This is a genomic window from Staphylococcus sp. IVB6214, assembly GCF_025558585.1.
Classification (GTDB): Bacteria; Bacillota; Bacilli; order Staphylococcales; family Staphylococcaceae; genus Staphylococcus.
Genome location: NZ_CP094723.1, coordinates 498,190 through 511,663, shown reverse-complemented (window position 1 = coordinate 511,663; position 13,474 = coordinate 498,190). Strand labels below are relative to the sequence as shown.

Below are 13,474 nucleotides of genomic sequence, written 5' to 3'. Positions count from 1 at the left end.
TTTGTGCTCCCCCGCCTAGTATCAAGCTACATTTAGTTAGAAGCACGTATCGTCATTACGTCCTTAACTTATAGTATCACACGCTTATTTTGCGTGGTCTGCTAAATATTCTAAAGTACGAACTAATTGTGCAGTATAAGACATTTCGTTATCGTACCATGAAGCAACTTTAACTAATTGACGGTTACCAACAGTCATAACACGTGTTTGAGTTGCATCGAATAATGCACCGAAAGTCATACCTACTACGTCAGATGATACGATTTCATCTTCAGTGTAACCGAATGATTCGTTTGTAGCTTCTTTCATTGCTTGGTTTACTTCGTCTACAGTTACTTCTTTTTCAAGAACAACTGTTAATTCAGTTAATGAACCTGTTGCAACTGGTACACGTTGCGCACCACCGTCCAATTTGCCAGCGATTTCTGGAATAACAAGACCGATTGCTTTAGCAGCACCTGTTGAGTTAGGAATGATGTTTTCAGCTGCCGCACGTGCACGACGTTTGTCGCCTTTACGGTGTGGTGAATCTTGTGTATTTTGGTCACCAGTGTATGCGTGAATTGTAGTCATAAGACCTTCAACGATACCGAATGAATCTTGTAAAGTTTTTGCAACTGGTGCAAGTGAGTTAGTTGTACATGACGCACCTGAAACAACTGTTTCAGAACCGTCTAATAATTCGTGGTTAACGTTGTATACGATTGTTTTCAAGTCGCCAGTACCTGGTGCTGAGATTAATACTTTTTTAGCACCTGCTTCGATGTGTGCTTCAGCTTTTTCTTTTGAAGTGAAGAAACCAGTACATTCAAGTACTACATCTACGCCTAAGTCAGCCCAAGGTAATTTTGATGGTTCTGGTTCAGAGAATGATTTTACTTCTTTACCATTCACACGGAATCCACCGTCGATTACTTCTACTTCTTCAGTAAAACGTCCTTGCATTGTGTCGTATTTTAATAAGTGTGCAAGCATGTCGTCATCTGTTAAGTCGTTTACTGCTACAACTTCGATATTTTCAACATCTTGAATTCTTCTAAATGCTAAACGTCCAATTCTACCAAATCCGTTAATTGCTACTTTTACTGCCATGTGAGTGGCCTCCTTGAAATAATTATATTTTTTTATTGTTTTAATAAATCTTGCGTAATAATCTTTGCTGCTGCCTCGTCAGTGACAAGGATCGTGTTCTTCGGTGCAACTTCTAAATATGCCTTAATCGCATTGCCTTTAGAATTACCGCCTGCCACAGCAAAAATATGTGCTTTTGATTGCACTTCTTCTAATTGAAGTCCAATCGTTTTAACCTTGTGAATAATCTCGCCTTGCTGGTTAAAATAATAACCAAAAGCTTCTCCAACGGCATTGTGATGTTGAAGTTTTTCAATGACTTCTGATGATGATTGTCTGCGATTCGCCATTTTCAGCGCATCACCTATGCCGTGTATAATAAATTGTGATTGTCTAATTCTATTCAATGTGTTTACAACAGATGGTTCATGCATTAGGTTTTGATACGTTTGCTCGCTTACTTGATCTGGCACATAAAGCGTTGTGTAATGTCCACCCGTACGCTGTGCCATTGTTGAACAAATTGTATTCGCTTGAAAAACAACATTCTCTCCAAGTCCACCGCGCGCTGGTACAAACAGTACGTTGAACGGTAGTTCTGACATCGCGTTACTTACTGATGCCATCGTGGAGCCTCCAGTCACTGACACAATCGCTTCATCAAACAACTGCTTCTCTAGTAACTGTCCCGTAATACGACCCAACTCAACTTTGACATTTAAATCTGTATCACTATTACCAGGAATGACATGGACTTCACTTATGTTGTAATGATCTCGGATGAATTTGGCTAAATGATGTTCATCAGAATAATGTGAAAAATATTCTTTTAATTGATACATCACATCAACACCTTCAGATGTGATTGTCATACCTGTTGGTTTTACCAAAATGAGATCTTGAAGTTTCAGCAAGTCCGTTTCTGATCTTAGTACTCTCTCAGTTAGATTTAAAATTTCACTCAAAGTACGTCGACCAACCGGTTGATATTTCTGTATTGCTGTCAAAATTGAAAACCGTCGATACATTTTATCTATCAAGTCAGGCACAATTTTTTGTTGCACTTGAATCATACGTTTCAAGAGTGACGCCTCCTTAATAGTCAACAGGGGTCATATTTGAGCCAAGAGTGTGACATTTTAAGTCCCGACGACTCTAAAAAATATATCACCTGTTCTACAATTACATCATACTATGTTTTTCTATAAAACGCAAGTCAAAATTCATCCCAATTTTATTTTTAACGGGTCGATTTACGTCCATGTAATTGTTAATACTATCATAGCACATGATAATCTTTATTGTAAAAGATTTCACTTTGAACATTCTATATCTCAGTTTTATTTATGATATTAATCAAGCTTCTTTCAATATGTTATGTAGATGTTTTATAGTTGATATGAGGTGAAGTTACGATGAATCAGAAACAACAACCCGAAGTCATAGACCCTAATGATCCACGCTATAAACGTCCTGAGCATTTTGATCAATCAAAAGATACCTATCACACTACAACAGGTGGATATCAAATCTATACTCGTTCATTCGGGTGTACACCAGTTGGTTGCCTCCCAGGCTGTTTATTGTCTATCATTTTGTCTATTGTTTTAACACTATTACTCAACTTATTATTTTAATGTATAAAAACGGAATCACACATTTTTTTGTGCGATTCCGTTTTATATTTAATATTTCTTCTATTGTGCTGTGTTATTGTCTTTTGATTGTGTTTGTGTTGATTGTTGCGTATTAGGTTGCGCTTGTTGCGTTTGTGGTTTAGGTTGGTTTTGTTGTTGAGGCGCCGTTTGTTGCGGCTTATTTTCTGTTTGTGCCTGTTGAGAAGGTTGTGATGGTTTCGGTTTCGTTTCCGTTTTTTCCTCTTTTGGTGCTTCTTCTGATTTTTTCTCTTCCTGCTCTTTATCATCCTCTTTATCTTCTTTAGGTGTCTCTTTTTTAGGTTGGGCCTTCTGATATTGACTGCGCTGTTGTGCCGCTGCACGTTCTCTTGCAATTGCCGCTTCTCTCTGCTGTTGCTCAATAAGTGCACGTTCTTCAGCTGCTCGTTTTTCTGCTTCCATTCTTTGCTTTTCTTTTAATTCTTTTTTCTTCTTTTCTTCTGCTTTACGTTTTTCCTTCTGCTCTTCCATTTGCTTGTCTTTCAATCGTTGATCTGACTTTTGCGATTGATCAACAAAAGCAAAGACAGAGAAAACCAATGTACCAACTAAAAACAAAACAACTGCAATACTCAAACATCCTGCTAACTTTTTCTTACTTGTTCCTTTGCCATCGTCTCTATATCTAGGTCCTTGATTACTACGTTGTGGTGCTGCCATATTTATAACTCCTTCTCTTTACTATCTCCAGTTACACAATATTACCAATTATTTCTTATTTATAATAGTAAATTATCTCTATTTGATTATCATACCCTATTGCAAGAAAATCAACCTTTCAACTTAAAATAGCGACAAGTTTATTGAAAATAAATATTTGCTCCCTTAAATAATTACTTTTCTTTGAATGACATCGCATGTGTAAGAGGTGTATTGTAAGTTTGAAAATCATGGGGCTGGTACATAGAGCTCAACTTCTCTCTTTTAAGATGTAGAAATAAATGTAATGGCAGTAGGTGTCTGTTTTTACAAACGTCTTTCACTTCTAGTCACCTTTGTCGGGGTGGGACGACAAAATCTTTTATAGCAATAAAGATTTCTGTCCCACTCCCTATGAATATAAAAAAATAGACTGGAATGCTGCATCATTCCAGTCTCTACTAAAGGGAGTCAAAATAACCTTCGCTTGTATATTATGGGGTATACTGTTTAATTAAGAGATGTATTAATTTTTTCGAAGGTAATTTCATTATATCGCACTTTGTGAAAAAACAAACATATATCATATGAATATTATATGACTGTTTCATGTCTAAAACTTGAACAATATCTAGCGAAAGGATGTTTTATAATGACAACATATTTAATAAGTGGTGGTACAGGTCTTATTGGACAACAATTGATCAATAAGCTTTTAACTTCAAAAACGCATCATATTTATATTTTGACCCGTACAACGCATCATTCGGACAATCCACAAATCACATATATTAATTGGAATGAGGAGAACTGGCAACATCAAGTCCCAAACATCGATATCGTAATCAACTTAGCAGGAGCAACACTCAGTCGATATTGGACGAAGACCTATAAACAAAAAATGATGACGAGTCGTATTCAATCGACACGTGCATTATTCGATCTATTCAGTACACGCGAAAAGATTCCTAGTGTCATGTTCAATGCGAGTGCCATTGGTTATTATCCCCCTTCAAATACAGCGGTGTATACAGAAGAGACCCAGACTTCACCTCACGACTTCTTATCAGAAATTGTTTACCAATGGGAACGACAAGCAAATCTCTTTAATCAATTAAGGACACGTGTCATTATTGGGCGTTTTGGATTAGTTCTTTCCAACCAAGGTGGTGCATGGCCGTCCATGTCTTTACCTTATCGTTGTTTTATCGGTGGTAAGTTAGGAAACGGAAAACAACCCTATTCATGGATACACATTGATGACCTTGTGAATGCGATTGTCTATTTGATTCATAAACCTGAAACAACAGGCGCCTACAATTTAACTGCACCAAATCCAGTCACACAGCATGTCCTTGGACTCCAAGTACAACAAGTATTGAAACGTCCCCATTATACACGTGTCCCAAAAGGCGTTTTGCGTCTATTTTTAGGTGAAATGGCTACTTTGCTCATCGATACACAATATGTCTTACCTGAACGGTTAATGAAGTCAGAATTTCAATTTCAATACCCACATTTAACACAAGCTTTAGAAATACTTCATCATGAAAAAAAGCATACGGCTAGAACATAATAAATTTATTTTCTGGGAAAGCAATATACGGTGTCACAAAAGCAGGATTTTCGGCAGAACTGCCATGATTTCGGTAAAATTTGAAAAGCAATTTTGCTCATCGTTTGGTTCTGCTTAAATTCTAAGCGCTTCCCTCACAACCTCATGATGTCAGTGTTCAAGAAGCAGAATTTGCGACAGAACTTCGCAGCTCTTCAAAATCAAAAAGCGATTTTGATCGCTGCTCTGGTTCTGCTTAAATTCTAAGCGCTTCTCTCACAACCTCGTTTGCTTACTCAGTTACTTTAATTGCTTTTGATAAAATGCCAAATCCAGCCATCGATCAAACTTGTAACCTACCTTGTCAAAGGTTCCTATATGTTTGAATCCATGCTTTTCATGTAATAACTTGCTACCACTATTGAAGTCATCAATACCTGCAACTACTGTTTGATAACCTCGCTCTATCAAAGTATATTCGATTTGTTCAAGTAAACGTGAAGCAATACCTTTACGATGATATTCAGGATGAACATAAACCGAATGTTCAACAGTATATTGATACGCTGGCCAATTACGAAATACACCATATGTTGCAAACCCTACTACTTTATCATGTTGTACATAGACATAGACAGGAATGCCTTCCTTTTGTTTGGATTCTAACCATTGTTGGCGTTCAGATAATGTCACTTCATCATATGTGTAAACCGCTGTTGTTTCACGGATTGCATAATTATATATCCCCAAAATTGCTGACAAATCTCGAATCGTCGCTTCTCTAATCATGATATATCGTCTCCTTTTTAGACTTATCATATCAAATACAGTTAGAGCGCAGCATTAATTGTCATCTCAAATCCTTCTGGTGTTATCACAGTATCTTGATCTAACGCATCACTCACAAGATTAAAAGCAACTAACCCATATGTTTCCCGAATATTTTGCCGAACATTTTTCGATTGCCACGCATTTACTGCAAGATGATGATGATACGTACCATCAGACATAAATACCGCACGTGGCATTTGCGCAACACGTTTAAATGTGAATTGTTGATAGAATTCAGATGACCCTTCTACATCATGTGATTTCAAGTGTAAATGACCGATCTTTGCGTCATTTGGCATTCCTTGCCATAATGTATCACCTGCTATCTCCAATAAACGATTACCATCCAATTCAAGTGTATCCATTACAACTTGATCCCCTTGCCACGTCCATGTTGCTGAATCTCGATCTGCGTATACTTCAATGCCATTCCCTTCAGGATCATTGAAATAGATTGCTTGACTGACTATATGATCTCCACCTGATACCATCACTTGATGTTTTAACAAATGATGAAGCAATTGACCGACTTGCCTTTTATCAGGTAGCAATATCGCCACATGAAATAGCCCTGCTTCACTCACACTGGCATGACGTCCATTCTTTAATGCCCTCAAAATAAGCTGATGTCCGTTTCGACCTATATTTAACACTGCTTGCTCATCTGTAACCACTGACGGTTCTAAACCAACTACCTCAGTGTAAAACTTTACTTGTTGCTTTATATCATTCACATTCAATACAATTCGTGATACATGTGCAAAATGATTTTGATGGAAATTCATAGACTCACTCTTTTCTTTTTAAGTATAATTAATATACTAGATATGTGATACTTTGTCATCCATTCTGTCTAAAACTTGATCAAAATAAAAAGGCATATCACATCATATGCGATACACCTTTATGATTAAAAATATTATGCGTGTTCTGGCACCATTACTTCATCAATTAAGCCGTATTCTTTTGCTTCCTCGGCTGTTAAGAAGTTATCACGGTCAGTATCTTTTTGAATCTTTTCAATAGATTGACCTGTACGCTCAGATAAAATTTTATTAAGTTTCTCACGTGTTTTTAAGATATGATTTGCGGCAATTTCAATTTCTGTTGCTTGACCTTGCGCGCCACCTAGTGGTTGGTGAATCATGACTTCAGCATTAGGAAGTGCGAAACGTTTCCCTTTTGCACCAGCAGCAAGTAAGAATGATCCCATTGATGCAGCCATACCGATACAGATTGTTTGTACATCCGGCTTGATGTGTTGAATTGTATCGTAAATTGCAAAACCAGCAGTTACACTACCACCTGGTGAGTTAATATATAAATAGATATCTTTCTCAGCATCTTGTGCTTGTAAAAATAAGAGTTGTGATACAATTGAATTTGCAACGTTATCGTCAATTGCTGACCCTAACATGATAATACGGTCTTTCAGTAGACGTGAATAAATGTCATACGCACGTTCTCCACGATTTGTTGTTTCTATAACTGTAGGAATTAAATTCATAAGTCCTGCCTCCTATATTCTTGTTTATTTGTTTATAGTTTAACCCAAAAGTCAAACATGGTCAAAACTTAAGCATTCCCTTATTTCATGTTATAATGTATAAGGTTCAAATAATCTTATTGACTCCTCGTAGTGTAATGGATAACACTTAAGATTCCGGTTCTTACAATGAAGGTTCGATTCCTTCCGAGGAGGTTAAAAGTATTGATATGACAGGCTTTTCATGTACTTTGTGATCAATACAATTCAGAAATCCCTATTTATTTTACTCTAATCTATGCTAAGTATGTTGGGAAAACAAACATTTAACTATTGTTTCTTATCAAGTGTTTGGCATAGTGCGCGTTAATATAACGTAAGCCTATACTCGAAAATTAGCGTACAGGCTTTTTCTTCACTTTAAAAGTGATATTTTTGTATACGCTTCGACCGTATATGTTCTAGCTAGAATGAGATTAGTATTTCATCTTATTAACCTTTTAAAATCTATGCCGAAAGTGTATTTTATTACTTTTATGGCACTTAAACCATTGTTTTTCACTTTTTAAAAGTTTTTATTAAAATTCTCTTTACTTTTACTCAAATACCCTGTATAGTTTAATTTATCGTAATAAAAGCTCGTGTAATTGAATTGTAGTTTATTTTGAAGAATATACTCCTTTTGATGAAAGAATTTTTTTACAGAAATAAAAACGTGCAATATGCACACGGAGGTATTCTTATGTATAACGGTACAGTAAAATGGTTTAACGCAGAAAAAGGTTTTGGATTTATCGAACGTGAAGAAGGAAACGACGTATTCGTTCACTTCTCAGCAATCGAAGGTGAAGGCTACAAATCATTAGAAGAAGGTCAACAAGTGGAATTTGATATCGTATCAGGTGACCGCGGTGATCAAGCAGCTAACGTTATCAAACGTTAATTCGTTATTATAATTAAAGAATCGAGACATTTCTTGAATGAAGTGTCTCGATTTTTTTATGCTAAAAATAAAATGCTAATCAGTGTAACGATCGGTAATGTACCTTGCTTGAAGAAGATACTTTTATCACTTGAGATACCGCCATATAGTGCCACACCTACAATATACAAAAGTAACATAGTACAAACTTCTTTTGGATCCCCCGAGAAAAATACACCATATAACAATAATATACCGATTATACCGTTATAAATGCCTTGGTTTTTCAACAACATTTGTATGTGATGATCACGTAATTTGTCCTTTGAGATATTAAACACACGACTCGTTTGATCTGAAACTGTTTTAAACGTTTCGAGATACATAATAAAAAAGAACTCTAAAGCCACTAATACAACTAGAATTGTCGATATAATAGACATTTTCTTCTCTCCTTTTTAATAATTTAAGTCACTTAAACACAGATGACTCCCATACTTTATGCCATTTCCAGTAAAAAATACAAATAATTAAGCTTAAAAATAAATTTTTATATCTCACACTTACTAAATATGTCTTGTTTTTGTCTAGACAACGAAAAAGAGTGGGACACCGAAATGCCCCACTCTAAATCTCTATCAGTTACTTGTGTCGCAGTTGTTAATAACTTAACAACAAGCTATACACTTTTGCCCCATAGATTTTCTATTGATTTCTTTAGCGAATAATTAATGTTAATTATTCTTTATCATTTTTTCTGCGACGTGATCTGAATAAGAATACAGAACCCATTGCTGCAAATAATGAACCAAGAAGTGTACCTTCATAGTTTGTTTCATTACCTGTATCAGGAAGATGTTTCTTACCATCTTTGTCTTTGCCATCATGGTCTGCAGGCTTGTCACCATCTTTATCCATTTCTGTCTCAGCGTCTGAATCTGAATCGCTATCTGCATCTGCATCTGCATCTGCGTCCGCGTCCGCATCTGATTCTACATCTGAATCCGAGTCAGAATCGCTATCTGCGTCTGCATCACTGTCTGCATCCGAGTCAGAGTCGCTATCTGCGTCTGAATCACTGTCTGCATCTGAATCAGAGTCGCTATCCGCGTCTGAATCTGAGTCCGCATCTGAGTCAGAATCGCTATCTGCGTCTGAATCACTGTCTGCATCTGAGTCAGAATCGCTATCCGCGTCTGAATCGCTATCTGCATCTGAATCTGAATCAGCATCCGAGTCAGAGTCGCTATCTGCATCTGAGTCAGAGTCGCTATCTGCGTCTGAATCTGAGTCTGCATCTGAGTCAGAGTCGCTGTCTGCGTCTGAATCGCTGTCCGCATCTGAGTCTGAATCGCTATCCGCGTCTGAATCGCTGTCCGCATCTGCGTCAGAGTCGCTGTCTGCGTCTGAATCTGAGTCTGCATCTGAGTCAGAATCGCTATCTGCGTCTGAATCGCTGTCCGCATCTGAGTCAGAATCGCTATCTGCGTCTGAATCTGAGTCTGCATCTGAGTCAGAGTCGCTGTCTGCGTCTGAATCACTGTCCGCATCTGAGTCAGAGTCGCTATCTGCGTCTGAATCTGAGTCTGCATCTGAGTCAGAATCGCTGTCTGCGTCTGAATCACTGTCTGCATCTGAGTCAGAGTCGCTATCCGCGTCTGAATCTGAATCCGCATCTGAGTCAGAATCGCTATCCGCGTCTGAATCGCTGTCCGCATCTGAGTCAGAGTCGCTATCTGCGTCTGAATCTGAATCAGCATCTGAGTCAGAGTCGCTATCTGCGTCTGAATCGCTGTCCGCATCTGAGTCAGAGTCGCTATCTGCGTCTGAATCTGAATCCGCATCTGAATCAGAGTCGCTATCCGCGTCTGAATCTGAGTCTGCATCTGAGTCAGAGTCGCTATCTGCGTCTGAATCTGAGTCTGCATCTGAGTCAGAATCGCTATCTGCGTCTGAATCGCTGTCTGCATCTGAGTCAGAGTCGCTATCCGCGTCTGAATCACTGTCTGCATCTGAGTCAGAGTCGCTATCTGCGTCTGAATCGCTATCTGCATCTGCGTCTGAGTCAGAGTCGCTATCTGCGTCTGAATCTGAATCAGCATCCGAGTCAGAGTCGCTGTCTGCGTCTGAATCTGAGTCCGCATCTGAGTCAGAATCGCTGTCTGCGTCTGAATCTGAGTCTGCATCCGAGTCAGAGTCGCTATCTGCGTCTGAATCACTGTCTGCATCTGAAATAGACCCATCTGCATTACCAGATCCTTCGTATATGAAGTTCTCATTGTCCCAATAGTATGAACTTCTGTTACCTGTATAAACATCTTCTGTATCCATTCTAACACGTGTTTTTACGTTCCCCTGAACATCACTATAATGTCCATCAACAACAACAACATATGTTTTATCAATTTTCCCAAAATTGATTGTCGCTGTATTATCATTGTTGTAAGTAACATAAGGTAATACATCATTTGTTACATCTTTGTAATTAGGGTTTTGAGGATCGATATAATAACTCTCTGTAATCTTTGATGAGTCTACAACTTCATAAATTTTTAAATTTGTTTGATCTTTTGAAATTACTGTACTACTTTTAGTGATATCATCATGGTAACCTTGTAATGTTACAATTGTATTTTGTAAATTTCGTTTCATTGGGTTTACATAAACTGTTTGTTTGTATTCGTTTTTACCAGAATCAACATCAATTTCTGTAATTGTAGATGTAATATTAGCACCATATTCATGTCCTTGTGCCGGATTACCATAATCAATATCTACAGTACCTCTATATGTTTGGTTTGCCATACCAAACTCAACATCATAACGACCACTTTTAGGTGTGTTTTTACGATCTGTAAAGATTGGTAATGTGAAGTTTCCTGACACTGCATCTTTATCATTTACATAATCAGTAAATACATAAGTACCTTGTTTTGTTTTTGTGTTATAAGTACCTGTTGCTACAACTTCACCTGTCTTACTCAATAAATCTGGTAAAACTTGTGTATCATTAACATTTGAATAGTCAATATCACCATCTAATGTTAAATTGTGTGGCACCATAAAGTTGAAATAATCATTTTCACGAACATTTCCTTCTACTTTAAACGCACCACTGAAGCTTAACGACTCTCCTTGGTTAGGATATAAACGTCGATTCTCCAAAACTAAGCTTTCCATGATAACATTTTCATTCACTGATTTACCTGTTCCGCTTTGAGCTGGTTCACTCGCTGCTCGGAAACCTGTTCCTGGTGTGATTGTTTCAGCATTTTCTACTTTGTTTGCTACTTCTTTATTTTCTGATACTTCTACATCATTATGTTCAACCGTTGCTTGGTTTTCTTCTGCCGTTTCATTTACTGCTTTTTTATCATCAGTTGATTTTTCTTCTGTATTTTTCACTTCTTCAGTTGCTTCTGTCACTTCTTCAGTTGCTTCTGTCACTTCTTCAGTTGTTTCTGTCACTTCTTCAGTTGCTTCTGTCACTTCTTCAGTTGCTTCTGTCACTTCTTCAGTTGTTTCTGTCACTTCTTCAGTTGCTTCTGTCACTTCTTCAGTTGTTTCTGTCACTTCTTCAGTTGCTGGAGCTTCTTCTGTTTCAGAAACAGTTTCTTCCGTTGCTGGAACTTCTTCTGTTTCAGAAACAGTTTCTTCCGTTTGTGGTATTTCCTCAACGTTTCCTTCTTTATTTTCTAATAATGATTGGTCTGCTGTTTCAACAACACTTTCATCATTATTTGGTGTATTATCTAGCTGATCATTTGTTACTGATGTCTCTGTTGACTGATCTTGTTCCGCAGCTTTTACTTCTCCATTTGCAATCCCTAATGCTAATGTCGCACCAATAAGAATAGATGCAGTACCTACTGTGTACTTACGAATAGAGTATCTATTCTTTCGAGTGGGATCAAAATTCGAACCTTTCTTCAAATTAAACAACTCCTTTTCCAAATGTATTGTATTACTATTACAATATTCTATATCAAAATACTATTTTGCACAATAGTATTTATCCCATTTCTTCTTTAATTTCAAATCCACAATTTTAGAATATAATATATAGAAATATGCAAAATAAAGGATATTTTTAATCGAATAGTTGCTATTATAAAAGGCTACTACATGATTATTTTATATTTTCATCGTATTAATGATGTATTCTAACGTTTTATTTTCCCTATCTATAATCAAATTTTATAAATATTATTATAAACAAGTGATTTATAATAATATAAAAAGATTAAAATGGAGTGAATGCGGTTCATTTACACAAAAAAACACACATGTTAGCAATTAAGCTTTCATGTGTGTTGTATTTACTATTTTATAAATATATTCAAATGATACTATATATCAAATTGCTCACCATTTCGGATTTTGTCAGCAAGTTCATTAAGTTTACGTAAACGGTGGTTTACACCTGACTTAGAAATTGTACCTGTGCTCACCATTTCTCCAAGCTCTTTTAATGAAACATCTTGGTTCTCGATGCGCAGTTTCGCAATTTCCCTCAATCGGTCTGGTAGATTGTCCAGTCCAATCTCTTCATCTATGAGTTCAATGCTTTTCACTTGTTTCATTGCAGCACTGACTGTTTTATTTAGATTGGCTGTTTCACAATTCACAAGTCGGTTGACGGAATTTCTCATATCACGTACGATACGCACATCTTCAAACTTCAATAATGCTTGATATCCACCAATTAAGCTTAAAAATTCTGCAATACGTTCTGCTTCCTTCATATACGTGATCCAGCCTTTTTTACGTTCTAACTTTTTGGCATTCAATCCGTATTGATTCATCAGTTCTGTTAATCCTGCCGAATGACTTTCGTACAATGAAAATATTTCGAGATGATACGAAGAAGTTTCCGGGTTATTGACGGAACCACCTGCCAAGAAGGCACCACGTAAATAGCTACGTCGCATATCATCTGTTGCTACCATTGATGCATCGATGTCATGTGTGAAACTTCCTTCTTTCAAAATACCTAATTCATCAAGTATCTCTCTTGCTTTCATCTTAATACGGCAAATATAAATATTATTCTTTTTGAGTTTCATTTTTTTACGTACTAATATTTCTACTTCTACATTAAAAACTTTTTTAATTAATGAATAAATACGTCTTGCGGTTGTCGCATTTTCTGTTTGAATATTGATGACAAATTGTTGATTAGACAGGCTGAGTGCACCATTCATTCGTATCAACGCACTGAGCTCTGCCATGGCATCATCATTATTCACTTCAACTCTTGTTAATTCATTCTTCATGTCAGATGCAAAGCTCAT

General features: G+C 36.9%; 12 protein-coding genes. 3 read left to right on the top strand and 9 right to left on the bottom strand.

Translation table 11 applies throughout. The features are described from left to right. Positions 1-84: 84 nt before the first annotated feature. Positions 85-1,092, bottom strand: a complete 1,008-nt coding sequence (gap, locus tag MUA51_RS02465) for a type I glyceraldehyde-3-phosphate dehydrogenase (protein ID WP_262560305.1) — start codon at positions 1,090-1,092, stop codon at positions 85-87. 32 nt (positions 1,093-1,124) lie between these two features. Beyond that, positions 1,125-2,153, bottom strand: coding sequence for a sugar-binding transcriptional regulator (locus tag MUA51_RS02460; RefSeq protein ID WP_262560304.1), 1,029 nt, complete (start codon positions 2,151-2,153; stop codon positions 1,125-1,127). 333 nt (positions 2,154-2,486) lie between these two features. On the opposite strand from MUA51_RS02460, the gene MUA51_RS02455 reads away from it, so the two are divergent. Next, positions 2,487-2,708, top strand: coding sequence for a hypothetical protein (locus MUA51_RS02455; RefSeq protein ID WP_262560303.1), 222 nt, complete (start codon positions 2,487-2,489; stop codon positions 2,706-2,708). 60 nt (positions 2,709-2,768) lie between these two features. Here the strand turns inward: MUA51_RS02455 and MUA51_RS02450 are convergent, their stop codons facing one another. Then, positions 2,769-3,407: a DUF4887 domain-containing protein gene (locus tag MUA51_RS02450; RefSeq protein ID WP_262560302.1), complete on the bottom strand. Its 639-nt coding sequence runs from the start codon at positions 3,405-3,407 to the stop codon at positions 2,769-2,771. Positions 3,408-4,038: 631 nt separating this feature from the next. Between MUA51_RS02450 and MUA51_RS02445 the strand changes: the two genes are divergently transcribed. Next, a complete protein-coding gene (locus tag MUA51_RS02445) occupies positions 4,039-4,962 on the top strand; it encodes a TIGR01777 family oxidoreductase (protein ID WP_262560301.1) in 924 nt (307 codons plus the stop codon). Between the two features lie 279 nt (positions 4,963-5,241). On the opposite strand, the gene MUA51_RS02440 is transcribed toward MUA51_RS02445, so the two are convergent. From MUA51_RS02440 to clpP, 3 genes are all read right to left on the bottom strand, one after another. After that, positions 5,242-5,730, bottom strand: a complete 489-nt coding sequence (locus MUA51_RS02440) for a GNAT family N-acetyltransferase (protein WP_262560300.1) — start codon at positions 5,728-5,730, stop codon at positions 5,242-5,244. A 41-nt stretch (positions 5,731-5,771) separates the two neighbouring features. Beyond that, positions 5,772-6,557, bottom strand: coding sequence for a VOC family protein (locus MUA51_RS02435; protein WP_262560299.1), 786 nt, complete (start codon positions 6,555-6,557; stop codon positions 5,772-5,774). 134 nt (positions 6,558-6,691) lie between these two features. Beyond that, positions 6,692-7,279, bottom strand: a complete 588-nt coding sequence (gene clpP / locus MUA51_RS02430; protein WP_262560298.1) for an ATP-dependent Clp endopeptidase proteolytic subunit ClpP — start codon at positions 7,277-7,279, stop codon at positions 6,692-6,694. Between the two features lie 721 nt (positions 7,280-8,000). Between clpP and MUA51_RS02425 the strand changes: the two genes are divergently transcribed. Then, a complete protein-coding gene (locus MUA51_RS02425) occupies positions 8,001-8,201 on the top strand; it encodes a cold-shock protein (RefSeq protein ID WP_044360936.1) in 201 nt (66 codons plus the stop codon). 56 nt (positions 8,202-8,257) lie between these two features. Here MUA51_RS02425 and MUA51_RS02420 read toward each other — a convergent pair whose 3' ends face one another. The 3 genes from MUA51_RS02420 to whiA form a co-directional block, all read right to left on the bottom strand. Next, positions 8,258-8,623 (bottom strand): DUF1304 domain-containing protein, encoded by a 366-nt coding sequence (locus tag MUA51_RS02420; RefSeq protein ID WP_262560296.1) that lies wholly within the window; start codon positions 8,621-8,623, stop codon positions 8,258-8,260. A 295-nt stretch (positions 8,624-8,918) separates the two neighbouring features. Then, entirely contained in the window at positions 8,919-12,113 is a 3,195-nt protein-coding gene (locus MUA51_RS10795) for a fibrinogen-binding adhesin SdrG C-terminal domain-containing protein (RefSeq protein ID WP_276580948.1), read from the bottom strand. 416 nt (positions 12,114-12,529) lie between these two features. Beyond that, the gene (whiA, locus tag MUA51_RS02405) at positions 12,530-13,474 is read right to left on the bottom strand and encodes a DNA-binding protein WhiA (RefSeq protein ID WP_262560295.1); all 945 of its coding nucleotides are present in this window, start codon (positions 13,472-13,474) and stop codon (positions 12,530-12,532) included.

Excerpts from the sequence above, each read along its gene's own strand:
- gap (WP_262560305.1), bottom strand. The coding sequence starts at position 1,092 with ATGGCAGTAAAAGTAGCAATTAACGGATTTGGTAGAATTGGACGTTTA.
- MUA51_RS02455 (WP_262560303.1), top strand. The coding sequence starts at position 2,487 with ATGAATCAGAAACAACAACCCGAAGTCATAGACCCTAATGATCCACGC.
- MUA51_RS02450 (WP_262560302.1), bottom strand. The coding sequence starts at position 3,407 with ATGGCAGCACCACAACGTAGTAATCAAGGACCTAGATATAGAGACGAT.
- MUA51_RS02445 (WP_262560301.1), top strand. The coding sequence starts at position 4,039 with ATGACAACATATTTAATAAGTGGTGGTACAGGTCTTATTGGACAACAA.
- MUA51_RS02440 (WP_262560300.1), bottom strand. The coding sequence starts at position 5,730 with ATGATTAGAGAAGCGACGATTCGAGATTTGTCAGCAATTTTGGGGATA.
- MUA51_RS02435 (WP_262560299.1), bottom strand. The coding sequence starts at position 6,557 with ATGAATTTCCATCAAAATCATTTTGCACATGTATCACGAATTGTATTG.
- clpP (WP_262560298.1), bottom strand. The coding sequence starts at position 7,279 with ATGAATTTAATTCCTACAGTTATAGAAACAACAAATCGTGGAGAACGT.
- MUA51_RS02425 (WP_044360936.1), top strand. The coding sequence starts at position 8,001 with ATGTATAACGGTACAGTAAAATGGTTTAACGCAGAAAAAGGTTTTGGA.
- MUA51_RS02420 (WP_262560296.1), bottom strand. The coding sequence starts at position 8,623 with ATGTCTATTATATCGACAATTCTAGTTGTATTAGTGGCTTTAGAGTTC.
- whiA (WP_262560295.1), bottom strand. The coding sequence starts at position 13,474 with ATGAGCTTTGCATCTGACATGAAGAATGAATTAACAAGAGTTGAAGTG.